This window comes from Hymenobacter cavernae (assembly GCF_014641455.1).
GTDB lineage: Bacteria > Bacteroidota > Bacteroidia > Cytophagales > Hymenobacteraceae > Hymenobacter > Hymenobacter cavernae.
Genome location: NZ_BMHT01000002.1, coordinates 614,676 through 641,029 on the forward strand (window position 1 = coordinate 614,676; position 26,354 = coordinate 641,029).

At 59.1% G+C, this 26,354-nt stretch carries 19 protein-coding genes; 10 read left to right on the forward strand and 9 right to left on the reverse strand.

Features of this window, described 5'->3' with window-relative positions:
• Positions 1-22: 22 nt before the first annotated feature.
• The 3 genes from nagA to IEX74_RS06995 form a co-directional block, all read right to left on the reverse strand.
• Positions 23-1,141, reverse strand: coding sequence for an N-acetylglucosamine-6-phosphate deacetylase (gene nagA / locus IEX74_RS06985; protein WP_188812469.1), 1,119 nt, complete (start codon positions 1,139-1,141; stop codon positions 23-25).
• Positions 1,142-1,246: 105 nt separating this feature from the next.
• Positions 1,247-3,163, reverse strand: coding sequence for a glucosamine-6-phosphate deaminase (nagB, locus tag IEX74_RS06990; RefSeq protein ID WP_188812471.1), 1,917 nt, complete (start codon positions 3,161-3,163; stop codon positions 1,247-1,249).
• Between the two features lie 140 nt (positions 3,164-3,303).
• Positions 3,304-3,564: a hypothetical protein gene (locus IEX74_RS06995; protein WP_188812473.1), complete on the reverse strand. Its 261-nt coding sequence runs from the start codon at positions 3,562-3,564 to the stop codon at positions 3,304-3,306.
• A gap of 99 nt (positions 3,565-3,663) precedes the next feature.
• On the opposite strand from IEX74_RS06995, the gene IEX74_RS07000 reads away from it, so the two are divergent.
• Together IEX74_RS07000 and IEX74_RS07005 are read left to right on the forward strand one after the other, a co-directional pair.
• Positions 3,664-4,308 carry a GDSL-type esterase/lipase family protein gene (locus IEX74_RS07000; RefSeq protein ID WP_188812475.1) on the forward strand — a complete coding sequence of 215 codons (645 nt, stop codon included), beginning with the start codon at positions 3,664-3,666 and terminating at the stop codon, positions 4,306-4,308.
• Between the two features lie 230 nt (positions 4,309-4,538).
• Positions 4,539-7,409, forward strand: coding sequence for a glycoside hydrolase family 31 protein (locus tag IEX74_RS07005; protein ID WP_188812477.1), 2,871 nt, complete (start codon positions 4,539-4,541; stop codon positions 7,407-7,409).
• 165 nt (positions 7,410-7,574) lie between these two features.
• On the opposite strand, the gene IEX74_RS07010 is transcribed toward IEX74_RS07005, so the two are convergent.
• Positions 7,575-8,363 (reverse strand): NUDIX hydrolase, encoded by a 789-nt coding sequence (locus tag IEX74_RS07010; protein ID WP_188812479.1) that lies wholly within the window; start codon positions 8,361-8,363, stop codon positions 7,575-7,577.
• Positions 8,364-9,086: 723 nt separating this feature from the next.
• Between IEX74_RS07010 and IEX74_RS07015 the strand changes: the two genes are divergently transcribed.
• From IEX74_RS07015 to IEX74_RS07035, 5 genes are all read left to right on the forward strand, one after another.
• The gene (locus IEX74_RS07015; RefSeq protein WP_188812481.1) at positions 9,087-12,272 is read left to right on the forward strand and encodes a SusC/RagA family TonB-linked outer membrane protein; all 3,186 of its coding nucleotides are present in this window, start codon (positions 9,087-9,089) and stop codon (positions 12,270-12,272) included.
• Positions 12,273-12,350: 78 nt separating this feature from the next.
• Positions 12,351-13,847: a RagB/SusD family nutrient uptake outer membrane protein gene (locus IEX74_RS07020; protein ID WP_188812483.1), complete on the forward strand. Its 1,497-nt coding sequence runs from the start codon at positions 12,351-12,353 to the stop codon at positions 13,845-13,847.
• Positions 13,848-14,059: 212 nt separating this feature from the next.
• Positions 14,060-16,315 carry a glycoside hydrolase family 3 C-terminal domain-containing protein gene (locus tag IEX74_RS07025; protein WP_188812485.1) on the forward strand — a complete coding sequence of 752 codons (2,256 nt, stop codon included), beginning with the start codon at positions 14,060-14,062 and terminating at the stop codon, positions 16,313-16,315.
• Between the two features lie 324 nt (positions 16,316-16,639).
• Positions 16,640-18,256, forward strand: a complete 1,617-nt coding sequence (locus IEX74_RS07030; protein WP_188812487.1) for a carboxylesterase/lipase family protein — start codon at positions 16,640-16,642, stop codon at positions 18,254-18,256.
• A gap of 237 nt (positions 18,257-18,493) precedes the next feature.
• Positions 18,494-19,312: a glycosyltransferase family 32 protein gene (locus tag IEX74_RS07035; protein ID WP_229755144.1), complete on the forward strand. Its 819-nt coding sequence runs from the start codon at positions 18,494-18,496 to the stop codon at positions 19,310-19,312.
• Positions 19,313-19,527: 215 nt separating this feature from the next.
• Here IEX74_RS07035 and IEX74_RS07040 read toward each other — a convergent pair whose 3' ends face one another.
• Positions 19,528-19,980 carry a hypothetical protein gene (locus IEX74_RS07040; protein ID WP_188812490.1) on the reverse strand — a complete coding sequence of 151 codons (453 nt, stop codon included), beginning with the start codon at positions 19,978-19,980 and terminating at the stop codon, positions 19,528-19,530.
• A gap of 215 nt (positions 19,981-20,195) precedes the next feature.
• Between IEX74_RS07040 and IEX74_RS07045 the strand changes: the two genes are divergently transcribed.
• Positions 20,196-20,780 (forward strand): Crp/Fnr family transcriptional regulator, encoded by a 585-nt coding sequence (locus IEX74_RS07045; RefSeq protein ID WP_188812492.1) that lies wholly within the window; start codon positions 20,196-20,198, stop codon positions 20,778-20,780.
• Between the two features lie 99 nt (positions 20,781-20,879).
• Entirely contained in the window at positions 20,880-21,257 is a 378-nt protein-coding gene (locus IEX74_RS07050) for a DUF4260 domain-containing protein (RefSeq protein ID WP_188812494.1), read from the forward strand.
• 106 nt (positions 21,258-21,363) lie between these two features.
• Here IEX74_RS07050 and IEX74_RS07055 read toward each other — a convergent pair whose 3' ends face one another.
• Together IEX74_RS07055 and IEX74_RS07060 are read right to left on the reverse strand one after the other, a co-directional pair.
• On the reverse strand, positions 21,364-21,558 hold the full coding sequence (locus IEX74_RS07055; RefSeq protein WP_188812496.1) for a hypothetical protein: 195 nt from the start codon (positions 21,556-21,558) through the stop codon (positions 21,364-21,366).
• A gap of 99 nt (positions 21,559-21,657) precedes the next feature.
• Complete coding sequence (locus IEX74_RS07060) at positions 21,658-23,253, reverse strand: Na+/H+ antiporter (RefSeq protein ID WP_188812498.1); 1,596 nt, start codon at positions 23,251-23,253, stop codon at positions 21,658-21,660.
• On the opposite strand from IEX74_RS07060, the gene IEX74_RS23345 reads away from it, so the two are divergent.
• Positions 23,248-23,379, forward strand: coding sequence for a hypothetical protein (locus tag IEX74_RS23345; protein WP_262892026.1), 132 nt, complete (start codon positions 23,248-23,250; stop codon positions 23,377-23,379). The two genes, IEX74_RS07060 and IEX74_RS23345, sit on opposite strands and share 6 nt — an antisense overlap.
• A gap of 216 nt (positions 23,380-23,595) precedes the next feature.
• On the opposite strand, the gene IEX74_RS07065 is transcribed toward IEX74_RS23345, so the two are convergent.
• A complete protein-coding gene (locus IEX74_RS07065) occupies positions 23,596-24,603 on the reverse strand; it encodes a type I glyceraldehyde-3-phosphate dehydrogenase (protein WP_188812500.1) in 1,008 nt (335 codons plus the stop codon).
• 132 nt (positions 24,604-24,735) lie between these two features.
• Entirely contained in the window at positions 24,736-26,304 is a 1,569-nt protein-coding gene (locus tag IEX74_RS07070; RefSeq protein WP_188812502.1) for an efflux transporter outer membrane subunit, read from the reverse strand.
• Between the last annotated feature and the right edge of the window lie 50 nt (positions 26,305-26,354).

The following is a 26,354-nucleotide window of genomic DNA, read 5'->3' on the forward strand; positions in this document are numbered from 1 at the left end:
CAGGCTTCGCGCTACACCCTGCTCAGTACCAGTTCAACTCGCCTTTCAGCACCGTCGCCTGCACTTCAAACTGCTCATTCATCAAACACAGATCAGCCTGATACCCAGGGTGAATCTGACCTAGGTCGTCGTCGAGACCTAGCACCTGGGCCGGGTACAGCGTGGCCATGCGCAAGCTCTCCGCCAACGGAATACCAACATGCTCCACGCAGTTGCGCACTGCCTGGGGCATGGTCAGCGCCGAGCCGGCGAGCGTGCCCTGCTCATCCACGAAGTAGTTCTCTTGGCGACGAAAGCGGTACGCGCCTTCTGTTGAGCTGTCGACGGCATCCGTAATCAGGTACAGCCGCTCACCCATTACTTTCTTGCTAATGCGTACGGCCGCGAAGGCGCAGTGCACACCATCGGCAATGATGCTGGCGCGGGCCGAATCCGCGTCGTAGATGGCGCCCACTAGGCCGGGTTCCCGACTGCCGAGCTGCGACATGGCGTTGAATAAGTGCGTGGCGGCGTTGAAACCCAGCCGAAAGGCTTCGCTGCCTTGCTCGTAGGTGGCATTGGAGTGGCCAGCCGAGCGCACCACGCCGGCCGCGCGCAGCAACGTTATCACCTCAGGCGGCGTCACTTCCGGAGCTAGGGTCATCATGCGCAGAATCCCCTTGGCCTCGGTCAGTAGCTCACTAATCGCCTCAGACGTTGGAGTTTGAATAAACTCCTCCTGGTGCGCGCCTTTCTTGATGGGGTTGATATATGGCCCTTCCAGATGCAGGCCGAGCAGACCCGGCATCGTGGGCTGTGCTTCTCGGACTGCCGCTATGGCCGCTTGCATCATCGCCGCCGAGTTGGTGGGCATGGTGGGTAGAAAGCTCGTGGTACCGTGTCGTAGCGTATGCGCCCGAATGCTCGCCAAAGCTGCCGTCGATGGGTCGACGGAGAAGAGGCTGCCGCCCCCGCCATACAGCTGCAAATCAATGAAGCCCGGACTTAAAATGCCGCCCCGGCAGTCGTGGCGGGGTATTTCGGCCGGCTCGGCCACGGCCGGCAGCACGCTTTCAATCGTAGATCCATTAACCAGCACGGAGTGGTTGTGCAGCACACTATTGCCGGTGTAGATAGTGCAGTTGGTAAGCAGGTAACGCACGGAGTGGTGAGCTAGTGAGGTGGTGAAATGGTGAGTTTTAGATGCTATCTACGCAAGTAGAGCATGGAATCACCATCTCACCACCTCACTAGCTCACCATCTCACCTAATACTGCCAGCGCACGAAGGCTTCGATGGCTTCGTACTCCGGCAGACCTAGGTGGTCGTAGAGGCGGGCGGTGGTGCGGTTGCGCTCCTCGGCGCGCTGCCAGAACTCGCGCTGGTCGGCGCCGGGAAACAGCGGGCGATCCTTCTGCGACTGGTGCTTGAAGATGGCGCGGCGCTTGCGCGTCAGCTCCTGCGGGGAGAGCGGCACGGCCATTTCGATCTGCTCGATGCCCCATTCCTGCCACGCCCCGCGGTAGAGCCACACCCAGCAATCCTTCAGCCAATCAGTGTCTTGCGCTTTCAGGCGCTGCACGGCCTGCATGATGGCTGCCAGGCATACGCGGTGCGTGCCGTGCGGGTCGCTCAGGTCGCCGGCGGCGTAAATCTGATGGGGCTGAAGCTGATTGAGCAGCTCCATCGTCAGCTTAATATCTTCCTCGCCCAGTGGCTTTTTGCGCACGCGGCCTGTCTCATAAAAGGGGAGGTTCATAAAATGGGCGTGGTCGTCTGGGAGGCCGGCATAGCGACAGGCAGACCTAGCTTCGCCCTGCCGAATCAGCCCCTTAATAAGCTGCACATCAGGCGAATCGACCTGCCCCGGCGCCTTCTGCTGCAACGACTCAACCACACGCTGATACAACGACTCCGTCGGAGCGCCCTGAAGCTGAAAGGCTTGCTCATAGGAAGACGCAAACTCCGCGAACCGGATGGCCTCGTCATCAAACACGGCAATGTTGCCCGAGGTCTGGTACGCCACATGCACGTCGTGCCCTTGGTCGACGAGCCGCAGCAGCGTGCCGCCCATGCTGATTACATCGTCGTCGGGGTGAGGGCTGAAGATCAGCACCCGCTTCGGGAAGGGGCTAGCCCGCTCCGGCCGGTGGGTGTCATCGGCATTGGGCTTGCCACCCGGCCAACCCGTGATGGTGTGCTGCAACTGGTTGAAAATCTTGATGTTGATTTCGTAAGCCGAGCCTGCCTCTGCCAGGAGCGCCGATAGTCCGTGCTCGTTGTAGTCTTCTTCCGTGAGCTTCAGAATGGGCTTCTCGACGTGGCGGGCCAGCCACGTCACGGCCTTGCGCTCCAGGGCTTCATTCTGCCAGGCGCAGGGCAAGCTGGCCAGCCAGGGCGTTTTGCGCTGCGTCAGCTCGGCAGCGGCGGCTTCGTCCAGAATCACGCGCACATGCGGGTGTTTTTGCAGGTAAGTAGCTGGCACTGAATCGGTCATGGCGCCTTCCACCATACGTTTCACCACGGCCGCTTTGCCCTCGCCCCAGGCGAGCAGCACGATTGCGCGGGCTTCCAGAATGGTGCCCACGCCCATCGTGATGGCGCGGCGCGGCACGTTTTCCTCCCCGAAAAAGTCGGAGGCCGCATCGGTGCGCGTAATCTGGTCGAGGGTGATGAGGCGGGTGCGCGAGGCCGGCCCCGAGCCCGGCTCGTTGAAGCCAATGTGGCCGGTGCGCCCGATACCTAGAATCTGCAAATCGATGCCGCCAACCGCCACAATCTGCTGCTCGTAGCGCCGCCCAAAGTCGGCTACTTCGCCGGCCGACACGGTTCCGTCGGGAATGTGCACGTTCTCCGGCCTGATGTCGATGTGGTCGAACAAATACTCGTGCATGAAGCGCACGTAGCTTTGCAGCGAATCGGGCGCCATCGGGTAGTATTCGTCGAGGTTGAACGTAATAACGTTCTGAAAGCTAACGCCTTCCTCCTGGTGCAGGCGCACCAGCTCTTCGTAGAGGCGCGTGGGCGTGGAGCCCGTGGCCAGACCTAGCACGCACGGCCGACCTTCCGCCTGGCGCTGTTGCATGAGCTGCACGATGTCGCGTGCGACGGCAACGGAAGCCAGCTCCGAATCGGGGTAGATGGTCGTGGGAATACGCTCAACGTACGTTTCGAGGGCAGTCATAGGAGAGGGGCTAAAAGAAGTGTGCGGATAGAACGAGAGCTTGGCGGCGGAACCGCTCCGGGGCTAGCTTTAGCGTTGAGCTATAGTAGGTTATCCTACGCAGTAAGTCAACCGAATTTTCAGCGAGCCCCGGCCGGCACCTAGCCCCGCGTGACTTTGCCCTGCAAATCCCAGTGGCTGTGCGCCACGGCCATGCTGCCTGGCTGGCGCTTGATGGTGCGTGTATACCGCTCGCCGGCGATAGCGCCATCGGGGCGTCTCTTCCCAAAAAACAGGGTCATGGGCTCGCCTAACTCATTGGTGAGAAAGGTGATGTCGTAGCCCTTGAAAACGTCGTCGATCCGCGACGAAGGCTCATAAATCTTGCTCAGCTTCTGGTCTAATAAGCGGTGGAGTGGCATGGCGGTGGTGAGAGGTGAAATGGTGAGGGTGAGATGGTGAGTATTTAACGTTGAGCAAACTAGTTTTGCTACATTACTACCTCACCTCTCACCACAGCCATGCGCCCGTACGTTCTAAAAACCTGGCTTCTAAGCCTTCTGCTAGCCCTCGTGGCCGACCTAGGTTTTGCCCAGTCCAAAATCAAAGTGGCGTGCGTCGGCAACAGCATCACCGAAGGCTACGGGCTGAAGGACGGCAGAACCTACCCTGTGCAGCTGCAAGCGCTACTCGGCGACACCTACGAGGTGCAGAACTACGGCGTGAGTGGCCGCACGCTGCTGAAGCAGGGCGACCGGCCATACTGGAAAGAAGCTAAGTACCAGCAGGTGTTGCAATGGCAGCCTAACATCGTGGTAATCAAGCTAGGTACCAACGACTCGAAGCCGCAGAACTGGCAGCACAAAACCGAGTTCAAGAAGGACTATGTGGCTTTTGTGAAGTCGTTCAAGAAGCTGCCGTCGCACCCGAAGGTTTACATCTGCAAGCCCATGCCAGCGTACCGGACGAATTTCAGTATCAATCCAGAAATCATTAAGAATGAGATAATTCCGCTGATAGAAGCAGTTGCGAAGAAGACGCACGTGCAGGTCATTGACCTCTACACGCCCATGCTCGGCCACGACGACCTGGCCCCCGATGGCATTCACCCCACCTCGGAAGGCGACGCCATTCTGGCGCAGGAGGTCTACAAAGCCATTAAGTAGCCCAAATTGCCGTAGATGAATTAAGCCCTAGCAGGGAATATAGTGTTAAAAATCAAGGCAGTAACATAACCTGGCCCCAGCGGGGCGACACCTAGGTTCCAAGGACGGGTGCCGCCCCGCTGGGGCTCGCGGCCTATCTGGTTTGCAACGGAAGCTACGAGGTAACAGCATTACCAGCAGTTGTTTGGCGAAAATGGTTTCCTTTGCCGCTAGCCAACGTTTGCAATCCTATGTTGAAACGATACCGGACGGGTAGTAGTGTTATTGTGGGTCTGTTTGCTTTAGCGGCCGCTACTCAGGCCCAGGCACAACGGGCGAGGGTAGAAAAGCTAGGTGACGGTATCCTGATTCATCTGCCACCGGCCGAGGAGCAGAAAGCCCGCACGATCCGGCTGCAAGTCGTTGGGAAAAAGATCCTGCACGTGCAGGCCAGCCCGCTCGATACCGTATCGACCATGAAAAGCCTGATGGCGGTGGAACAAGCGCCGACTTCCGCTAAGTGGCAGTATAAGAGCAGGAAAGGTGAGGCGGTTGTCAGCACCGCCACGCTCACGGCTACCATTTCGCTGCAAACCGGCGCCATTACCTTCACCGATGCCAAAGGCCAGGTGCTCTTGCGCGAACCTAGCTTTGGGGGCAAAACCTTCACGCGCACCGTCGCTGATGGACAGCCGCTGTATGCGGTAGAGCAGCTGTTCGAGTCGCCCGCCGATGAGGCGCTGTACGGCCTAGGTCAGCACCAGAACGGAGTGATGAACTACAAAGGCCAACAGGTTGAGCTGGCTCAGAACAACACCGACGTGGGGGTGCCGTTTCTGCTGTCGAGCAAAAACTACGGCGTGCTCTGGGATAATTATTCTATTACGAAAGTCGGCGATACGCGTGATTATGAGCCGCTTGCCACGCTGAAGCTTTACGCCAAAACTGGCGAGCAAGGCTGGCTGACGGCTACCTACGTCAATAAGAAGAACCCCGGCCAAGTCGTAGTGCAGCGCCCGGAGTCGGTGATTAACTACGAGTTTCTGGAAGATCAGAAGAACTTCCCGGCCACCGTGAAGCTAGGTGATGTGCTGGGAACCTGGGAAGGCAGCATTGAGTCGGAAACGACGGGGCTGCACCACTTTCTGCTCAAGAATGCCGGCTACGCCAAACTCTACATTGATGGGAAAGAAGTAGTTAACAAGTGGCGCCAGGCCTGGAACCCCGGCACATCGGTGGTGCCACTCCCGATGGAGAAAGGCCGCAAGTACAGCCTCAAGCTCGAATGGGACCCCGACGGCGGCGAGTCGTACCTAGGTTTGAAGTGGCTGAGCCCGTTGGTGGGTGCCAGTCAGCAGCAGTATGGATTTCGCTCCGAAGCGGGCCGCGACCTGAACTACTACTTCGTGCAGGGCAGCTCGTCCGACGAGGTAATCAGCGGCTACCGCACCATCACGGGGCCGGCACCCATCGCGCCGAAGTGGGCCATGGGCTTCTGGCAGAGCCGGGAGCGGTACAAAACGCAGGACGAGCTACTGACCACGGCCGCCGAGTTTCGCAAGCGCCAGATTCCCATTGATAATATCGTGCTCGACTGGTCGTATTGGAAGCAGGCGGAGTGGGGCAGCCAGGAGTTTGACCCCGTCCGCTTCGCTAACCCGGAAGGCATGATCAAAACCCTGCATGAGCAGAACCTGCACTTCATGATTTCGGTGTGGCCGAAGTTTTACGAGGGCATTCCGGCCTACAATGACTTCCTGACCAAAGGCTACCTCTACAAGCGCAACATCGCCAACCGCACCCGCGACTGGATTGCCCAGGGCTACACGTCTACTTTTTACGACGCCTTCAACCCGCAGGCCCGGCAGGCGTTCTGGAACCTGATCAACACCAAGCTCTTCAGCAAAGGCATCGACGCGTGGTGGATGGACGCTTCCGAGCCCGACATCTACTCCAATACCAACGTACAGACGCGCAAGGAGTTGATGACGCCGACCTACCTAGGTTCCTCCACGCTGTACTTCAACGGATTTCCGCTGCAAAATGCGAAAGGCATCTACGAAGGCCAGCGCGGCACCCGGCCCGATCAGCGGGTGTTTCTGCTCACGCGCTCGGGCTACGCGGGTTCGCAGCGCTACGCGGCGGCCATCTGGAGCGGCGATATTGGCTCGCGCTGGGAAGACTTCAAGAACCAGATTCCGGCCGGGCTGAACTTCTCCATGTCCGGTATTCCGTACTGGACCTCCGACATCGGCGGCTTTGCCGTGGAGCATCGCTATGAGAAAACTCCCATGGTGACCTCGGATCAGGAAGAATGGCGTGAGCTGAACACGCGCTGGTACCAGTATGGCGCGTTCTGCCCGCTGTTTCGGGTGCACGGCCAATTTCCTTACCGTGAGATGTTTAACATTGCGCCCGAAGGCAGCCCGGCCTACCAGAGCATGCTCTACTACGACCAGCTGCGCTACCGCCTGATGCCCTACATCTACTCGCTGGCCGGGCAAACGCACCACCAGAACGGCACCATCATGCGCGGGCTGGTGATGGATTTCGGGCAGGACGCGGCCGTGCGCAACATCAGCAATCAGTTCCTGTTCGGACCTAGCTTGCTGGTGAACCCGGTGACGGACTACCACGCCCGCAGCCGCTCGCTCTACCTGCCCGCGGGCACCGGCTGGTTCGACTTCTACTCGGGCCAGTACCAGAAGGGCGGCCAGACCATCACGGCCGATGCGCCGCTGGAACGCATGCCGCTGTACGTGCGCGAAGGCTCCATTCTGCCCTTCGGCCCCGCCATCCAATACACCACCGAGAAGCCCACCGACCCGATTACACTCTACGTTTACACCGGCAAGGATGGGCAGTTCACGCTGTATGAGGATGAGAATGTGAACTATAACTACGAGAAAGGCGCCTTCGCTACCATCCCGCTGACCTACGATGAGAAAGCCAAAACGCTGACCATCGGCGAGCGGAAAGGCTCTTTCCCCGGCATGATGACCCGGCGCACATTCAACGTGGTATGGGTGAGTCAGGCCAGGCCCGTCGCCTGGAACCTAGGTGCCGCGCCGGGCAAAACGGTGCAGTATTCGGGCAGTGCGGTTTCGGTGAAGATGGAGTAGCGCTCCTGCCCCTGGCGCGTGGACCTCACCCTCGGCCCCTCTCCCCAGGAGAGGGGAGCCTAACGGAGTTTAAAGGTTTATTTTAGTGATTGTAATGTGTAATAAACAATTCGGCTGGCTCCCCTCTCCTGAGGAGAGGAGCTGGGGGTGAGGTGAATACCTAGGTTAAAAAGCGCGTACCGACAGATCTTCCACCGCTCTGCGGTAGCCCTCCAGATCAAACTCATACAGGAAGGGCGAGCGGTGCGGACCGATCTTCCGCTGTTCCGGCAACTGCCGGATCATGCCGAGGGCGAGCAGCTTCTTGCGAAAATTCCGGCGGTCAAACTGCCGGTCCAGAATGGATTCATACAGGGCGTGAATCTCGGGGAGCGTGAACTTCTTGGGCAGCAGGTTGTAGCCCACGGGCTGCTGATAAATCTGGGCGCGCAGTGTCAGGAAGGCTTTGCTGATGATTTCGTTGTGGTCGTATTCCAGCTCCGGCAGCTCGGAGGCGTCCCACCAGCAATACTCATCTACCAGATACTCAGGCTTTACGACCACGTTCAGGTAATCTACTAAGGCGTAGTAGCCGATGGAGAGCGTGCGCTCCGAAAGCCAGTGGTTTTCGCCAATCGTTACGCCCACTTTGGCGTAGGTCGTGTTGTGGGTTTGCTGGGTTTCAATCCTGTTCATGCGGGTGGGGCTGTCGCCAAACACATAGAACTGCTCCAGAAACAGATTGCTGAGCTGCGTTTTCTCGGCCAGAATCCGATTAGCTGCTTCGGTCAGGGTTTCGTGTCGCCCAATGTAGCCACCCGGCAGGCTCCATCTATCGTGCTGATGGTGGCGGATGAGCAGGATTTTCAACTGGTGCTCATGGTAGCCAAAAATGACGCAGTCGATGGATAAATGCGGTAGGTAGCGCTCGTGTCCGTGGTGCACAAAGTCCAAAACCTCTTCCGTGGTGTTCATGGGCCAAAAATTTTTATTGCGTAAGATACACGTATTAGAAAAAATCCTCTACATTTATTGCGTAAACAATACGCAATACCTGCGTTGCCGCGCTGAACACCACTTCCTGTTTGCTCAGTCCACTGCTTCCTGCTCTGCATTAGCCGCTTGCTTATTAGCTTTTTGCAGGGCGTCTATATAGTCCCACGGCATACACCACCTAGGTTTACATACCAGGTAAAGCCAGGACAAGCACCTTAGCGGCTCTCGGCTCAACAGCTGATGGGTCAGATTACCTTCCATAGTTAGCTACGGCGTTGCGGGGTTCAATCCTCGGAAGGAACGTCAGTAAAGATTGGTTTACGCATTATTTCCTCTTGTAGGGCCCCGCACAACCTGTTTGCCGCACCAGATCTGCCTATCAGGAGCTAGTGCGTTTTAGTTGCCAGCTACATCATTCTGAAAGCATGGATAACTCCTGAAAAACAAGGAGTTGAATCACTGCGCCGTTGATGTCCGGTTCCTTTCCTCCGCAGCATAGTGCTGCCGGCTATAGATAAAGTACTAGGCAGAACTCGCCTCTGCTTCGTCGTGGAACCGATTTCCGCGCTACTGCTCATCAATTACCGATTTCTGCTTTTGGTCCCGTAATGCCGCCCCTTGGGAGCTAGGCTGGCTTTTGCTGCTAATTCTCTCTTACACTGTCGTTTCTCTACATGCTGTCCCACTTCAATCCTAAACTCTATGCTTTCAACTTCTTACACACAACTTCTTCTGGGAAGTGCGGTGCTGCTTAGCGTAAGTAGCTCGCAAACGTATGCGACATCGATTGTGGTGGAGCCGCGCACCCGAATCCTGCCCGCAACAGCCAGCCTGACGAACGTCGCGGATGTGCGGGTTTCGGGGCGGGTGACGCAAAAATCGGGGGAGGGGCTGCCGGGCGTTACGGTGGTCGTGAAGGGCAGTACTCAAGGTACCAGCACCGACGGCAGCGGCAACTTCAGCCTGACTGCTCCCGAGGGTAGTACGCTGGTTTTTAGCTCGGTAGGCTATACGCGGCGTGAGGTGCCCGTGACAAACGCCACAACCACGCTCAACATAACCCTGACTGAAGACACCCAGGCGCTGAAGGAAGTAGTGGTGGTGGGCTACGGCACGCAGGAACGCCAGAGCGTAACGGGTGCCGTGGCGTCGGTTTCGGCCCGGGAAATTACCGCGCAGCCAGTACCTGATGCAGCCCAGGCCATTCAGGGGCGAGCGGCCGGGGTACAGATTGTGTCCAACTCGGGGGCGCCCGGTGGCACGGGCGGTACGTCCGTGCGGGTGCGGGGCATCACGTCGGCCGGCAACAATAGCCCGCTTTTCGTGGTAGATGGCTTTCCGCTGCCCACGGCCGTGGATGCTAACGGCGTGGCAACCGGCAATGAGCTGAGCACCATCAATCCCAATGATATTGAGAGCATTGACGTGCTGAAAGATGCCTCCGCCACGGCCATCTACGGGCTGCGCGCTGCCAATGGCGTCGTTATTATTACCACAAAACGAGGCAAAGCCGGCGTGGCAACCGTGAACCTGGACGTGTACCGCGGCACGCAGAACGTGTGGCGGCAGATTCCGCTGCTCAACGCCCAGCAGTTTGCCCAGCTCAACAACGAAGCCCGCACCGCCGGCGGCCTGGCTTTGATTCCGAAGTATGCCAACCCCGAGTCGCTGGGGGAGGGCACCGACTGGCTGGGCGAGATTTTTCGGCCTGCTAAAATTCAGAACTACGCCATATCGGCCACGGGCGGCAGCGAGAAAGCGCGCTATGCCGTTAGCGCCGGCTATTTCCAGCAGGACGGTACCATCATCGGCTCTACGTTTCAGCGTTTTACGCTGCGGGCCAACGGGGAAGTGCAGCTCAGCAAAGCCCTCAAGATTGGCAACACCCTAGCCCTCACCCACCAGGATGAGCGGCCGCTGAACAACGAAAACAACGAGTTTTCCGGTGTCATTCAGCTCGCGGTGCAAGCGCCGCCCGTGGCCCCGGCCCGTAACCCCGACGGCAGCTTCTACGAGTTTACGAGTGCCGATAACTACGGCGAGGAAAACCCGGTGACGGCTGCCTTGCGACCCAATCTCAAGAACAATCGCAACCGGGGCACGGCCACCTTCTACGCTGAGCTGGAGCCTGTTACGGGCCTGCGCTTTCGCACCAACGTGGGCGCCGACCTCCAGTTTCTGCAACGCGACGAGTTCTTCCCGTCCATCGTGGGCTCCTCGAAGTACCCCGCCTCGCAGTCGGTTGCGAATAGCAGTTCCAACTACAGCCCGAGCTACCTGATTGAAAACACCGCTACCTACGACAAGCTGTTCGCCGGCAAGCACAACGTCACGCTGCTGCTCGGGCAGTCGGCCCAACAGTTCGACAACTTCTACCTGAGTGCCGGCCGGACCGGCTACAGCAGTAACTACCTGACTATCATTGACCGCGGGCCAGTTAACGCGCAGATAGCCAATGGCGGCGGCAACAGCCGCAGCCGCCTGGCCAGCTACTTCGGGCGCCTCAACTACGAGTTTGCCGGCAAATACCTGTTTGCCGCCACCGCCCGTTACGATGGCTCCTCGGCCTTCTCGCCCGACAATCAGTTTGGCTTTTTCCCCGGCGTGTCGGCGGGTTGGCGGCTGTCGGAGGAAGACTTCGTGAAGAGCTACAGCGGCATCAGCAACCTGAAGCTGCGGGTGGGTTGGGGCCGCGTGGGCAACCCGCTCAACGCCGGCACTTTCGCCTACCTGGCTACCATCAACTCGGCCGTGCTATCCAACAACGGCGTGCCCGGCACCGGCTACGTGTTCGGTACCGGCAGCCAGACGCAGGTGATTGGCGGCGCACCTACTCGGTTGGCTAATACGGACTTACAGTGGGAAACCAACGAGCAAACGAACATTGGCCTGGACCTAGGTTTGTGGCAGAACCGCGTGGCCGTGACGTTGGACTTGTACAAGCGCACTTCGCCCAACCTGATTGCCGCCGTGCCCGTGTCGTACGTGTCGGGCACCAGCGAGAGCATCAATACGAACGCCGCCGCTTCGAGCAATAAAGGGGTGGACTTGTCCGTCACCACGAACAACATCGTCAGCGGCGACAATGGCTTCAACTGGTCGACCACGCTGAACTTCTCCACCTACAAAAACCGGATTACCTCGCTGGGTGCGGGCCGGCCCTATTTTGGGCAGAGCACGCGCGGCGGCGGTAGCCTGGTGCGCTACGCTGAGGGTGTGGCCTTCGGCTCCTTCTACGGCTACGTGGCCGACGGCATCTTCCAGACGCCCGACGAGGTGACCAGCGCCCCCACCCAGACCTCCGGCACGGCCCCCGGCGACATCCGCTTCAAAGACCTGAATGGCGATGGAGTTATCACGGCCGATGACCAGACCTACATCGGCAACCCGAACCCGGACTTTACCTACGGCCTAAGCAATACGTTGAGCTTCAAGGGCTTCGATTTGAACGTGTTCCTGCAAGGCTCGCAGGGCAACGATGTGTACAACCTGAACCGCTACTACACGGAAGGCGGTCTGTATGGCGCTTCCAATGCCGGTACCATCACGCTGGACCGCTGGACGGGTTCCGGCACCAGCAACTTCGTGCCGCGCGCCGTGGCCGGCGACCCCAACAGCAACCTGCGCGTTTCGAGTCACTACGTGGAGAACGGCTCCTACATGCGCATCAAGCTGCTGACCCTAGGTTATACGCTGCCGAAAAGCATCCTGGGCCGGGTGTATGCCCAGAGCCTGCGCGTGTACGTGACGGCGCAGAACTTGCTGACCGTCACCGACTACGATGGCTTTGACCCAGAGCTGGGCAACCAGGGCGGCAGCTTAGGCGTCGACCGCGGCATCTACCCGCAAGCCCGCGTCTTCCTGGCCGGCCTCAACATTGGCTTTTAGGCTTCTACCTCACCCGGCGGCGGCGCAAACCTAGGTTTCTGCTAGCGCCGCGCTATCCACCTTTCAACAATCAAAACCATGATAATAAAGCATAAAACCCTCGGCGCAACCTTGTTGATGCTCGGAATGCTGTCCGGCTGCGGGAAAGATTTCCTGGAGTTGCAGCCCCGCAACGCCGTTCCGACGGAAAATTTCTACCAAACCCAGACTGACGCTCTTCAGGCCACCACCTCCGTGTACTCGCAGCTGAGCCAGAACGGCATGTTCAACTATTCGCTGTGGGGCATCGGGGATGTGATGTCGGACAACTCCTTCCTGGGCGGCGGCGGCGCGGCCGATGGCGTGGAGTTTCAGCAGCTCGACAACTTCACCTACACGTCGACCAACCCGCTGACTACCAGCCACTGGCAGCGCGCCTACCTAGGTATTGGGCAGGCCAACCAGGTGCTGGCCCGCGTACCGGCCATTGAGATGGACGCGGCTCTCAAAAACCGTTGCCTGGGCGAGGCCGAGTTCCTGCGGGCGTTGTACTACTTCTACCTGGTGCGCGGCTTTGGCGACGTGCCGCTCGTAACGACGCCTGCCCAGAGCACGGCCGACGTAGCCAACCTAACACGCACGCCCGTCGCGCAGGTGTACACCCAGATTGTAGTAGACCTGACCGACGCCATTGCGAAGCTGCCCGCCGGCCCCTACACTGGCGACGACGTGGGCCGCGCCACCAAGTGGTCGGCTACGGCCCTGCTGGCGAAAGTGTACCTGACCCAGGGCGACATGGCCAACGCCGCCACCCAGGCCAGGGCCGTTATCAACGGCTCGGGCAAGAGCCTGTGGGCGAATTACGCCGATAACTTCAAGGTAGAGAACGAGAACGGGCAGGAGTCGCTGTTTGAGGTGCAGTTCAAAAATGGCCTGAGCAGCTACACTACCGACGGCCCAGGCTCCGTGATGAACGAGTTCTGGGGCGCCCGCTTCTTTGGCAGCCCGTACGTGGTTTCGTCGGGTGGCTACGGCTTCAACATCCCGGAAAAGGAGTTCGTGGATGGCTACGAAGCCGGCGACCTGCGCAAGGCGGCCACCGTTTTCGTGCCCGGCGACAAGTACCCCGATGGGCAGGTGCAGCCCAATGAATTAGTCGGCGACCCGTTCGGCTTCAACATCCGCAAGTTCTTTGTGGGCACGGTGAACGTCAACAACTGGGATTCGCCGCTGAATGTGCCGGTGCTGCGCCTGTCGGAAGTGTATCTGATTCTGGCTGAGGCGGTTGGGGCAACGCCTGAAGGATTAGAAGCCATCAACAAGGTGCGCCGCCGTGCTTTCGGCCTGCCCATCAACACGCCCTCGGCCCGCGACCTGACCGCCGCTACGCCTAATTTCAAGGAAGCTGTATGGCGGGAGCGGCGCTACGAGCTGGCTTTTGAGATGGACCGCTGGTACGACCTGAAACGCACGGGAACGCTGGTTTCTACCATGCGGGCCAAGGGTAAAACGATTCAGGATTTCAACGTGCTGCTGCCCATTCCGCAGTCGGAGCGCAACGTTAATCCAAACCTGACGCAAAATCCTGGGTATTAACCTAGGTCGTCGGCCGCCGATGGTAGCGCCGCACTGTCAATCTTTCGGGCTAATATGCCGGCTGGTTGGCGCGGCAGTACCCAGGTGCTAGTCCGCCGCTTCGCGTGTTCTTCTTGTACTTATTTTCTGCTCTAAATAGCTTTTACACAACACAAATGCATCATCAACCCTCCCGTTTCTTTGTCCTTCTGAGCACTACTTTGTGCTATGCTATGGCAAATTTCAGTCAGGCGCAAAGCGTGCCCGCCACCTACTCCAAAAGCGTCGCTGCGCAGCAGAATAAGCAGGCGGCGCTGACCGCCAACGATGCTAAGATCAATGCCCTGATTCAGAAGATGACGCCGGAAGAAAAGGTGCACATGATTCATGCTAACTCCGCCTTTGCCGCGGGTGGCGTGGAGCGGCTCGGTATTCCGGAGATTGTCACCTCCGATGGTCCGCACGGCGTGCGCCCCGAGCAGGGCCGCGACTGGAAAGGCGTGAAGGGCGCCAACGACGCGGGCACCTACCTGCCCACCAACAACACCCTGGCTTCTACCTGGAACCCCGACCTAGGGTACGCCTACGGCACGGTGCTGGGCAGCGAGGCCAACTTCCGCGGCAAGGACGTTATCCTAGGTCCCGGCATCAACATCATCCGCACGCCGCTGAACGGGCGCAACTTCGAGTACCTCAGCGAAGACCCGTTTCTGATTTCGAAGATGGTGGTGGGCTACATTCGCGGGGTGCAGGACCAGGGCGTGTCGGCCTGCGTGAAGCACTACGCGGCCAACAACCAGGAAACCCACCGCAACGACATCGACGTGGAAATGAGCGAGCGGGCGCTGCGCGAGATTTACCTGCCGGGCTTCAAAGCCGCCGTGCAGCAGGGCGGGGTGAACACGCTGATGGGTTCCTACAACAAGTTTCGTGGCCAGTACGCCACCGAAAACGCCTACCTGATGAACACCATTCTGAAAGAAGAGTGGGGCTTTAAAGGACTGGTAATGAGTGATTGGGGTTCGGTGCACAACACCCAGGACGCCCTGCGCAACGGCACCGACCTCGAAATGGGTACCGACCTGGTGCTGAAAAGCAACAACGTGGACCAGAGCGCGGCTACGGCCAGCGCCTCCGCTACCACCGCCCGCCCCGACCGCACCGGCGGCTACACCCAGACGCTCTACGACCGTTTCTTTTTGGCCGCTCCGGCCCTGGAAGCCGTCAAGAAAGACCCAGCGCTGGTGCCGATGCTCGACGACAAGGTGCGCCGCATTCTGCGGGTGATGTACGCCACCAACATGATGGGCGACACCAAGCGCAAGCCCGGCGCCTTCGCCACGAAAGAGCACCAGGCCACGGCGCTGAAAGTAGCCGAGGAAGGTATTGTGCTGCTCAAGAACGAGGGTAATGTGCTGCCGCTCAGTAAGTCGGTGAAGACGGTTGCCGTTATCGGGGCGAATGCCACCCGCGAAAACGCCATGGGCGGCGGTAGTGCGCAGCTCCGCCCCAAGTACGAAATCACGCCGCTGCAAGGCCTGAAGAATGCCTTGGGTGCCCAGGCCAACATCACCTACGCCCAGGGCTACAAGATTGCCCGCGACCAGAAAGCGGATCCGCAGCTGATTGCGGAAGCTGTAGCCGCGGCCAAAGCAGCCGACGCGGTAATCTACGTGGGTGGCTCCATCCACGGCTACGACTACAGCAAGTGGAGCGACAACGCCTACGACGCCGAGGGTACCGACAAGCCCGACATGAAGATGCCCTTCGGCCAGGATGAGCTGATTCAGGCCGTGCTGAAAGCAAATCCGAAAACCGTAGTGGTGCTGCTCGGTGGCGGCCCCATCGACGTATCGCCGTGGGTTGGTCAGACGAAGGCGCTGGTGGAGGCCTGGTATCCGGGTTCGGAAGGCGGCAATGCCTTGGCGCACGTACTGTTTGGAGAGGTGAACCCCTCGGGTAAGCTGCCGTTCACGTTCCCCGCCAAGCTGGAAGATTCGCCGGCGCACAAGCTAGGTGAGTACCCCAGCACACCCGGCAATGAGCTGAAACAGACCTACAAAGAAGACATCTTCGTGGGCTACCGCTACTTCGATACCTACAAAGTGACACCGCAGTTTGCTTTCGGCCACGGCCTGAGCTACACCACGTTCGACTATGGCAAGCTGGCCGTTAAGCCCGGCGCGCAGAGCGCCACGGTTACGCTCACGGTGCGCAACACCGGCAAAGTGGCCGGCGCCGAAGTCGTGCAGCTCTATGTGAAGGATGAGCAAGCCGCGGTGAAGCGCCCCGAGAAAGAGCTGAAAGCCTTCGAGAAGGTCTTCCTCAAGCCCGGCGAATCGAAAACCGTAACGCTCAACCTAGGTGCCGACGCTTTCCAGTACTACGACGAAGGCAAAAAGCAGTGGGTGCTGGAGCCCGGCAAATTTCAGGTGCTGGTCGGCAGCTCCTCCCGCGACATTCGCCAAACGGGCAGCCTGACGCTGTAGCGCGAAGCCTGCGCTTCGCGTATCGTTGCATGACTCGCGTCTGCCGGTCGGAGACCTAGGTTTCCGGCCGGTTTTTGTTTAAGAACCTAGGTTGTCGAGCCCAGCGGGAGAAACGGCATTCCTTTTCCATTCGTTGTAGAAGCCGAAGGGAGTAGAGACGCAACATTTTGCGTCTCAATCGTTGCTGATGTTGTTTGCTCTGCGTCGTTCTGGCAGGATTGTTCAACGACGAAATGCAAAATATTGCGTCTCTACAGAACAACACTCTGCTAATTGCCAATTCGTTATAATTCGGCCATCGACTACCAATCCACCCAACTACCGATGAAACTTCTTCTGCTACTTTCATTCGTGGCCCTGCCGCTCGCCACAATGGCCCAAACTAAACCTGCCAGCGCTGCCGCCCAGGTGCGTACGGCCAATGGCTTGCTCGAAGGAACCGTGGCCGCCAGCGGCATTCGCGCGTTCAAGGGCGTGGCGTTTGCCGCGCCGCCCGTGGGAGAGCTGCGCTGGAAGGCGCCGCAACCCGTGCAGCGCTGGTCTGGCGTGCGTTCGGCCAGGCAGTTTGGACCGCGCGCCATGCAGCTGCCCGTCTTTGGCGACATGAACTTTCGCTCCAACGGCGTGAGTGAAGACTGCCTGTATCTGAACGTGTGGACGCCCGCCAAAACCGGCAAAGAGCAGCTGCCGGTGCTGGTGTATTTCTACGGCGGCGGCTTCATCGCCGGCGACGGCTCCGAGCCGCGCTACGACGGTGAAAGCCTGGCCCGGCGCGGCATCGTGACCGTGACGGTGAACTACCGCCTCGGCGTGTTCGGCTTCTTTGCCCACCCCGAGCTGACCAAGGAATCACCCAACCACGCGTCCGGCAACTACGGCCTGCTCGACCAGGCCGCCGCTATTCGGTGGGTGCAGCAGAACATTGCCGCTTTCGGTGGCGACCCTAAGAAAATCACCGTGGGCGGCGAGTCGGCCGGTTCCTTCTCCGTGAGTGCCCAAATGGCGTCGCCGCTGTCGAAGCAGCTGCTAGCCGGCGCAATCGGGGAGAGCGGTTCGCTGCTTTCCTTGCAGCCGCTGCCTACGCTGGCGCAGGCCGAGCAAACCGGCGCTGCATTCGCTACTACTTTGGGAGCTAGCTCCTTGGCTGCGCTGCGGGCCTTGCCGGCGCAGCAATTGCTCGAAGCGGCGGGCAAACCCGGGGCGCCGCGCTTTTCCGCTATTGTTGATGGGTACTTCTTTCCTAAATCGCCCAAGGAAGTTTTTGCCGCTGGCGAGCAGGCGCACGTCCCGCTGCTGGTCGGTTGGAACTCGCAGGAAATGAGCGCCGGTGCCATTCTGGGTCAGGAAGCACCAACGCCGGAAACCTTCGCCCAAGCCGTGCAGAAGCTCTACGGCGCACAAGCCAATGACGTGCTGAAGCTCTATCCTGCCACCACCGCCGCCGAAGCCGAGCGCGCCGCCACCGACCTGGCCAGCGACCGGTTTATTGCCTACAGCACCTGGAAGTGGGCCGATCTGCACGGCCAGACCGGCGGCCAACCTGTGTACCGCTACCTATACGCCCGTCCGCGCCCGGCCATGACGCCCGAAATGGGTAATGCCACCGCCGGCCTGGCCGGTGGCGTGGTGAAGCAAACTCCCGACGCGCCCAAAGCACCCCTGGCCAAAGGCGCCGTGCACTCCGCCGAAATCGAGTACGCGCTGGGCAACCTAGGTACCAACAAAGTCTACGCCTGGACACCGGACGACTACAAGCTGTCGGAGACGATGCAGCAGTATTTTGCCAACTTCGTGAAGACCGGCAACCCCAACGGCGCCGGCCTGCCAACGTGGCCTGCCTCTAAGAGCGGCCAAATCTTGCGCCTCGACGTGAAGACGCAAGCCGGGCCGGAAGCGAATCGGGCGCGCTATCTATTTCTGGATCAGTTAGCTGGAAAATAACCGCGGACCTAGGTATTACCCAGGCAGACCCTAGGATAATTTGCGTTCAGGACTAGTGAAAAAGTAGTAGCGACTTTTGACGTTATCCAAAAGGCCCTTACTTTTTTTACATCTTTGGGCAAAGTTGGCAGTGTTACCGTCAGCGAACGACTTTCTCGTCTCTATCACCTAGCATCGGACCGACTTATGACACAAGAGCTTACTCTCTCTGACCTCGTTGATAGCAAGCTGTACAGTTTGCCTCAGTTTGATGAAAGCGCGCGCATTCCCCGCATCATTCACCAGACGTTTATGACCAAGAGTCTACCGGCTGATTTACAGGAGAATGTGGATAACATCAGGCGGATGAACCCTGGCTGGAAGCACCTCCTCCACGACGACGACGACATAAAGAAGTTTATCAGCGAGAACTACGGCCCGGTTGTCCTGAGCTACTTCGAGCGCATCAATCCGCGCTACGGCGCCGCCCGCGCCGATCTGTTTCGCTACCTGCTGCTCTACAAGCACGGCGGCGTGTACCTGGACATCAAGAGTGCGTGCACCCGCCCGCTCGATGAGGTACTGACGCCCGAGGACCGCTACCTGCTGGCGCACTGGCGCAACAAGCCCGGCGAGATTCACGCCGAATTTGGCACCTCCAAAGAGGTGTCGCACATCGCGGGCGGCGAATACCAGCAGTGGCACGTAATTGCCGCGCCCGGCCACCCGTTCCTGAAAGCGGTAATCGAAACCGTGCTCCAGAACATCGACAAGTACCGGCCGTGGCTGCATGGCACGGGCGGCATCGGCGTGCTGCGGCTCACCGGCCCGCTCGCCTACACGCTCGCCATTCACCCGTTGCTGCCCACGGCCCCGCACCGCGTCGTCGACAACGAGACGCTTATGGGCCTTCAGTATTCCATCTATAAGAAAGCATCAACCAGAGCCAGAGCTGTTTACAAAACCAACTACTCGCTCCTGACCGAGTCTATCGTGCAGTTAAAAGCCGTCGACAAGCTGCCGGCTTACCTCTACAGCTTCGCCAAAAAGAGCAAGCACCTGTTGTTTGGGCGGTAAGGATAGCCGTTAGCCGAAACCTGGCTTTTTCGGAAAGCACCCCGGAAAAGCTAGGTCTGGTGGGTTACGAAACCTTGCTGAAGTGCCTGTTTCTCATGCTGTATCTAAAGGCGAAAACCAGAAGTGTGATTTTCTTACCACTTCTGGTTTTAGACGCTACTTTACATAATTGGACTTATACGACAACTTACTTTCCTGTCACGCTGAGCAAGAAACTACCCGGTCGTGAACAACGCTTCATAGAATGTAAGTGGCTGACCTGACTCCACGCCTATCAGCTTCGTTACCTGTCCTAGTATCGCTTCATCTAGGGTCATAAAGCTGTTTGCGTGCAGCACGGAGAATAGGCGCTGCTCTTGCTCCGTGCGCGGCGTTTCAAGCAGCGGTTCAGCGGTCCGGTTCGGGCCAAAGGGAAAGAGCAGGAAGTACTTGGCCACCATCGACAGTTGAAGCCCGTACTCGCGCTCGGCGTGTACGACATAGCTAAAAGCGACATCATAGTTTGGCTCCGTAATGTCCTCCACCGAGAACTGCTGGCGGAGTTCCGCAACGATTGCTTGATACGGCTGCTGGCGAAGGGCCTTGGTCACAAAGGCATAGTTAGGGTGAGCCGCAGAGCCATAGGCGGCTATAAGAGCGGCCTCAAGTAAGTGCTGTCGATCATACATCAGCCCAAAGATGCAGGTTCTAGTACGTGGTATTGAACTTAGGCCAGATACACAAAGCATTAATCAGCTAGTCGCATTCACGGAAAAGGTCATTAACATAAAGTTTGTTATAGCCCCAGTCTTGAAATAAGGCCACTTTTATCCCTGTTCAATTTAGCGTTTAGGATAGTACTTTAGCCGTTTACTAGCCTATCTCAACGCTATTTTTTATCGCCATGCATCCGCTGCGCGCTTACCTGCTCCGTTTTGTGCCCGAGCTCACCGACGCAGACTGGCAGCCGCTGGCCGAGGTCCTGCGGCCGCACCACCTGCGCCGGGGGGAGCATCTGCTCCAGGCCGGCGAATCCTGGCCCGTGCTGGCGTTACTGCTCCACGGCACCTGTCGCCTCTACTACCCCCGTCCCGATGGCGAGGAGCGCACCACCTACTTCTTCTTTGAAAACCATTTGCTCGGGGACTATGCCGGTTGTCTGACGGGGAAGCCCAGCCAGCTTAACATTCAGGCCCTGGTCGATACCGAGTTGGTCGTCTTCGACTACGCGGTGCTGCGCCAGCTCTATCAGGAGCGGCCCGTGTATGAGCGTTTTGGGCGCTTGCTGGCCGAATATCACCTCCTCGGTACGGATGCCCGCCTGGTCGAGCAACTGCTGCTCTCCCCGGAGGAGCGCTACCGGGCGCTGCTGAGCAGCGGCAAGACCAAGATCCTGGAGCGCATTCCGCAGCACCTAGTGGCCAACTACCTGGGCATCACGCCCGTCTCGCTGAGCCGTATTCGGGCACGGGTGGCCCGCGGGCACTGAAAGGGCGCTGGCTTTTTTCTTAGCTTTTGTTATCGTCCGGTAGCGGGAAAGAGGCTGAATTTTGCAGTGTTCCTTTTCAACTCCTCAACCCCCGTTGCCATGAAAACGCTGCTCAAACTCGAAGAACTCGCCGAAATGCTGCTGGCTCTGTTTGTATTCGCGCACCTGCCCTACGCGTGGTGGGTGTTGCCGGCCACCTTTCTGCTGCCCGACCTCAGCATGCTGGGCTACCTGGCCGGACCACGAGTGGGCGCTGTGAGCTACAACCTGGCCCACCACAAAGCCTTAGCCGTAGCGTTGGGCGTCAGTGGCTGGGTTCTGGGCCAGCCGCTGCTGGTGCTGGCCGGCACGGTGCTGCTGTTTCACAGCGCGTTCGACCGGCTGCTGGGCTATGGCCTCAAGTACGCCACGGGCTTCAAAGACACGCACCTAGGTGGCATGGGGGTAAGTCAGTCAGGGTTGCCGGCGGCCAGCTGAAAAGTGTTTTACACGCTGGCAACGACCACTTGCAGCGTATAACATTTCTTACCGTTGCCCGGCAGATGTTATAACACTTCCAGGTAGCTGGCCCTGCAAACCTCACTCAGCCAGTGCTTTGCTTGCTCATCTCTCCCAGGAATCCTTCCAGGGTAAGCTCTCCGGCCACGTAGCGGGCGAATAACCCTTCGGTGGCTTGGCCTAGCGGCCCGAAGGCCAGCAGCATGTTGCGGGCGGCTTGAATGTATACCTGCCGTTGGTCACGGCTGCGTTGACCACGGGGAAACTCGGCGTCTTCCATGGAAGAGCATACGGCCACCAGCCAGAAAGGGCTGCTTTCCTGACAGCCTGCTCGCCAAAAGGCCCGGTGAGCCACTTATTCTGCCTGCACCTGGCTTTTTTACGCCTTATCCAGCGCCAGCCGCGACTCTTCCAGGTCCAACTCGTTTTCGATTTTGCGCAGCAGCTCTTCGCTGGTTTTCTCCTCGCGGCGCAACTTTTCAAGCACGCCACGCTCAAACTCGATAATAGCTTCCTGCAACTGCTGAAACTGCGTGATGGGCTTTTCGTCGAGGCGGCTGGCGATGATGCCGGCGGCGCGGTTGTGGAGGCGTTCCAACCGGATTTCGTAGCGGTTTTTCATGCGGGTCAGCACGTCGGCAGGGGCTTGCTCCTGGCCGGCGGGGCTGCTGAGGTAGGCCGTGGTTTGGGTGGCCAGGTACAGGCGCAACTCCACTTCTTCGCGCTCCACGCTGTCATCGGGGCCGATGCCCAGCCACCGGATTAGGGGCACCAAGCTCAGGCCTTGCCCCACAAGCGTGCAGAAAATAACGACGAAGGTGATGAACAGAATCAGGTTGCGGTGTGGAAACGGCACGCCGGAACCTAGGGTGAGCGGCAGCGCCAGGGCCGCCGCCAACGACACCACCCCGCGCATCCCCGTCCAGGCAATAACCGTGACCAGCGGCAGCGAGGGCTGCGGCTCCCGCTCGCGTATTCTCCGACTCAGCCACCTAGGTAAGTACGTGCCGGGATATACCCACAGCAGCCGCCCGATGATGACCACCAGCGTAATCAGCAGGCCGTAGCTGAGCGCCTGCCACCAGGGTATGTCGGCCTGCATATCGGCCAGAATATTCGGCAGCGCCAGGCCAATTAGGATAAAAACTAACCCGTTGAGCAGTAGGGTAGTGGTATGCCAGACGGCGTAGGTTTGCAGCCGCGCCTGATGGCTGAAGATAAAGGCCGCGCGACGGGCCAGAAACAAGCCCGCCGCCACAATGGCCAGTACGCCGGATACGTGCAGTTCCTCGGCCGCCAGATAAGCTAGGTACGGGGTGAGAAACGTGAGGGTGGTATCGACCACGGCGTTTCGGGTGAGGCGGTGTACGTGATAAACGCCCCAACCCACCAGCAAACCAATTCCGGTGCCGGCTGCCGCTACCCAAACCAGCTGCAAGCCCGCCTGCCAGAGCACGAAGTGGCCCGTGAGCACGGCCGCCAAGGCGTAGCGGTACGCAATCAAGCCGGTAGCATCATTCACCAGACTTTCACCTTCGAGAATAGTGATAACGCGCCGCGGCAAACCTAGCCCTTTGGTGGCGCTGGTGGCCGCCACCGCATCGGGCGGCGAAATGATGGCCCCGAGCACGAACGCCGCCGGCCAGCTGAAACCCGGAATGAGCATATGTGCCACCACCGCTACCAGGGTGGTCGTGAACAGCACGCAGCCCAGCGCAAGCAGACCGATTGGGCGGCGCGCGGCTTTGAAATCGGGCCAGGAAGTGCTCCAGGCCGCTTCGTAGAGCAGGGGCGGCAGGAACAGCAGAAAGACCAGATCGGGGGCCAGCGTTACGCGGGGCAAGCCGGGAATCAAGCCCAGGCTCATGCCCACTACCACCAGCAGCACTGGGTACGGCAGCTTGAAACGGTCGGCTACTTCCGCCAGAATCGTGACGACGGCCAGCAGCGCAATAATCAGCTCAATGTTGTGCATGAGACTCTTACAAACCTAGGTCGGGGAGAAGCCGGCAAGATAGCAGACCTAGCCTTTGGTTCTGCTTGTGGCAGAAGAGGGCTAGGTTGCGGGTCTTTTCAGCTTCTCCCCGACCTAGGTTTGTAAAACCGTCGTTCTAGGCCCGGCGAGAAATCTCGGCTGTTTCGTTGGCCGGGGTAGAGACGCAATATCTTGCGTCTTGTCATTGCTGATGTTGTTTACCTAGGTTGTTCCAAGCGGGGCGTTCAACGGGGAGACTCCAACTATTGTGTCTCTACATGGTTCTGGCGTCCGCAACGAAGCGGTAGAGATGCTTCGGCAAGCTTAGCATAACGTTCTTATTTACACAGAAGCCTTCTCGGCTATAAACGCGGCTACTTCGGCGAGGCGATTAGCGAAGCCCCATTCGTTATCGTACCAAGCGGCTATCGACAGGAGCTGACCTTGCTTGGCCGTCAGGGGGAGGTCGACGATAGAGGTGTGCGGGTCGGCGACGATGCGGCAGGAAGCCCATTCGTCTTCCAACACATCCATTACGCCTTTCAGCGGCGGTTCCTGAGCGGCTTTGCGAAGCGCATTATTGACTTCCTCCACCGTGCAGTCTTTCTCCGTTACTAAGTTCAGCTCGGCAATGCTGCCAGTGGGCGTCGGTACGCGGTAGGCTTTGCCCGTAATATTTAAGTCAGGCCAGATGAACTTCAGCGTTTTGGCCGCGCCGGAAGACGAAGGAATGATGTTCTCGGCCGCCGCCCAGGAGTCGCGCCGCTCTTTCATGGGCTGGTCAGTGAGCGACTGAGTGTTGGTGTAAGAGTGCACCGTGGAGAACAGGCCGTACTGAATGCCAAAGTTTTCCAGCACTACCTTCACCACCGCGGCCAAGGCGTTGGTGGTGCAACTGCCCATACTTACGAGGTGGTGCTTGGCCGGGTCAAACGTATCTAGGTTGATGCCTTTCAGCAGCACGGCGTCGCAGTCGTCCAGGGTTTTGCTGGGGGCACTGATGAGCACGTACTTGGCGCCGCGGTCGAAGTGGGGTTGGGCGCCGGCGCGGGTTGTGGCCCGGCCTGTGCAGTCAACCACGACATCAACACCTAGGGCCGCCCAGTCTGGTACTTCCTGCGACGAGTTGATGTACTGAATTTCGTGTTCGCCAATAGTGAGTTTGCCCGGACTACCTGATACTGGTTCGGGCCAGCGCCCGTAGTTAGTATCAACGGCAAACAGCGCAGCAAGCGTTGGCTCGTCCCGAATGTCGGAAACGGAAACCGGCACAAAAAACTTTTGAGCTAGGGCTACGCGCAGGAACTGCCGCCCAATGCGGCCAAACCCGTGCAAGGCAATTTTCCCCATGGTACGTGTGGTTAGGTAAGGTGTAGTGTTCGCTGGTTTTGAACGAGTTAACCTGCCTGAGGTTGTCGGGCAGCGCGGACTTTGTAGTCCACGTTTGGAGCGAGCAGGCGTGGGCTAAGTCCGCGCTACAGGTTACCGCCAGCCGCCACCTAGGGCGTGGTACAAATCTGTCACGGCCTGTCGCTGTTGCAGCACATCATTCACGCTGTTGAGCTGAGCCGAAAGTAGACTTTGCTGAGCCGTAAGCACTTCCGTGTAATTGGCGAAGCCGGCGCGCAATAATTCTCGGGTATAATCAACGGCTTTGTCGAGCGCCGCCAGCTGTTGCGCGCGGAGCCTAGCTTTTTCGGTGGCACTCTGGTAGGCAAACAGCGCGTTAGAAACCTCTTGGCCCGCCGTGAACATGGTCTGTTGGTAGGTGGCTAGGTACTCACGTTGTAAGCCCTCGGCCCTCCGCAATCGGGCGCGATTAAGGCCTTGGCTGAAAATGGGTTGGGCCAGTCCTCCTACCAAACTAGCAAATACAGCCGAGGGTGAAAACAGGTCCTGAAGCGTGGTGTTGATGAGGCCGCCGTTGGCCGTGATGGTGAAGCTAGGATAGAAGTAAGCACGGGCCGCGTTGGTCAGCTCAAAGCTCGACTCAAAAGCGTACTCGGCCTGTTGCACGTCGGGGCGGTTGCGCAGGAGCTGGCCTGGGACGCCGGTGAGCAGGGGTGGAGCTGCGTCCTGGCCAGCTAGGGTGCTCCGCTCAATTGGGCTGGGCGTGCGACCTAGCAGCGTCGCCATCAGGTTTTCCGTTTCGCGGATGTTGCGCTGCAAATCCGGGATAGTGACTTCGGCGGCGTAGCGTTGGGCTTCGCTTTGCACCACGGCGGCTTCCGTTACCACATCGCCTTCCTTCAACAGGCGCATCGTTTCCACGTCCTGAATACGGACCTGCACCGTTTGACGCGTTATTTCTAGCTGAGCATCAAGAGCTAGCAGGTAGTAGTAGTTATCCGCAATGTCGGCAATGAGCTGGGTTTGCACCACTCGCCGGTACGCCTCACTCTGAAGCAAAGAGGCCACATAGGAGCGTTTGTTGCTGCGCAGCTTGCCCCACACGTCGGCCTCCCAACTGCTGCTCAGGGCTAGGAGATACTGACGTGGCGCCCCGCCCGTCACAATGGTTGATTGATCGGTAGTAGTCGTGCCGCCCGTGGTGGTACCGCCTCCAGTAGTAGTGCCGCCGCCTGTTGTTCCGCCACCAGTCCCACCTGTGCCAGTCCCGCCTGTACCAGTTCCGCCTGTACCAGTTCCGCCTGTGCCAGTCCCGCCCGTAGTGGTGCTGCCGCCGGCATTGGTGCCCACCTGCGTTCCGCGGGCGCGCGACAGCGTAGTGGTAGCTCGCCCGTTCAGGCTAGGTAAGAAGGCTGCCTGGCTTTGCGCCAGCAAAGCCTGCGTCTGCTCGATGCGCGCCACCGCCACTTGCAAGTTGCGATTGTTAGTAAGGCCTTCGGTGATAAGCTTTTGCAGCAGCGGATCGGTGAACAGCTGTTGCCACGGGCGAGAAGCTAGGGTGGTCGTATCGGTAGTGGCCGCGTCGCGGTAGAGGCCGGTGGTGGGCGTCTCGGGGCGGCTATACGGGTGCAGGAGTTGGCAGCTACCGGCCGCGAGCAGGAGCAAGGGGAGAAGAAGGCGCGGCAGTTGGGTGGTTGTCATTTTGACGTGTTGTTTATCTCAGCTTCTCGTTCAGTATCCAGGATTTAAAC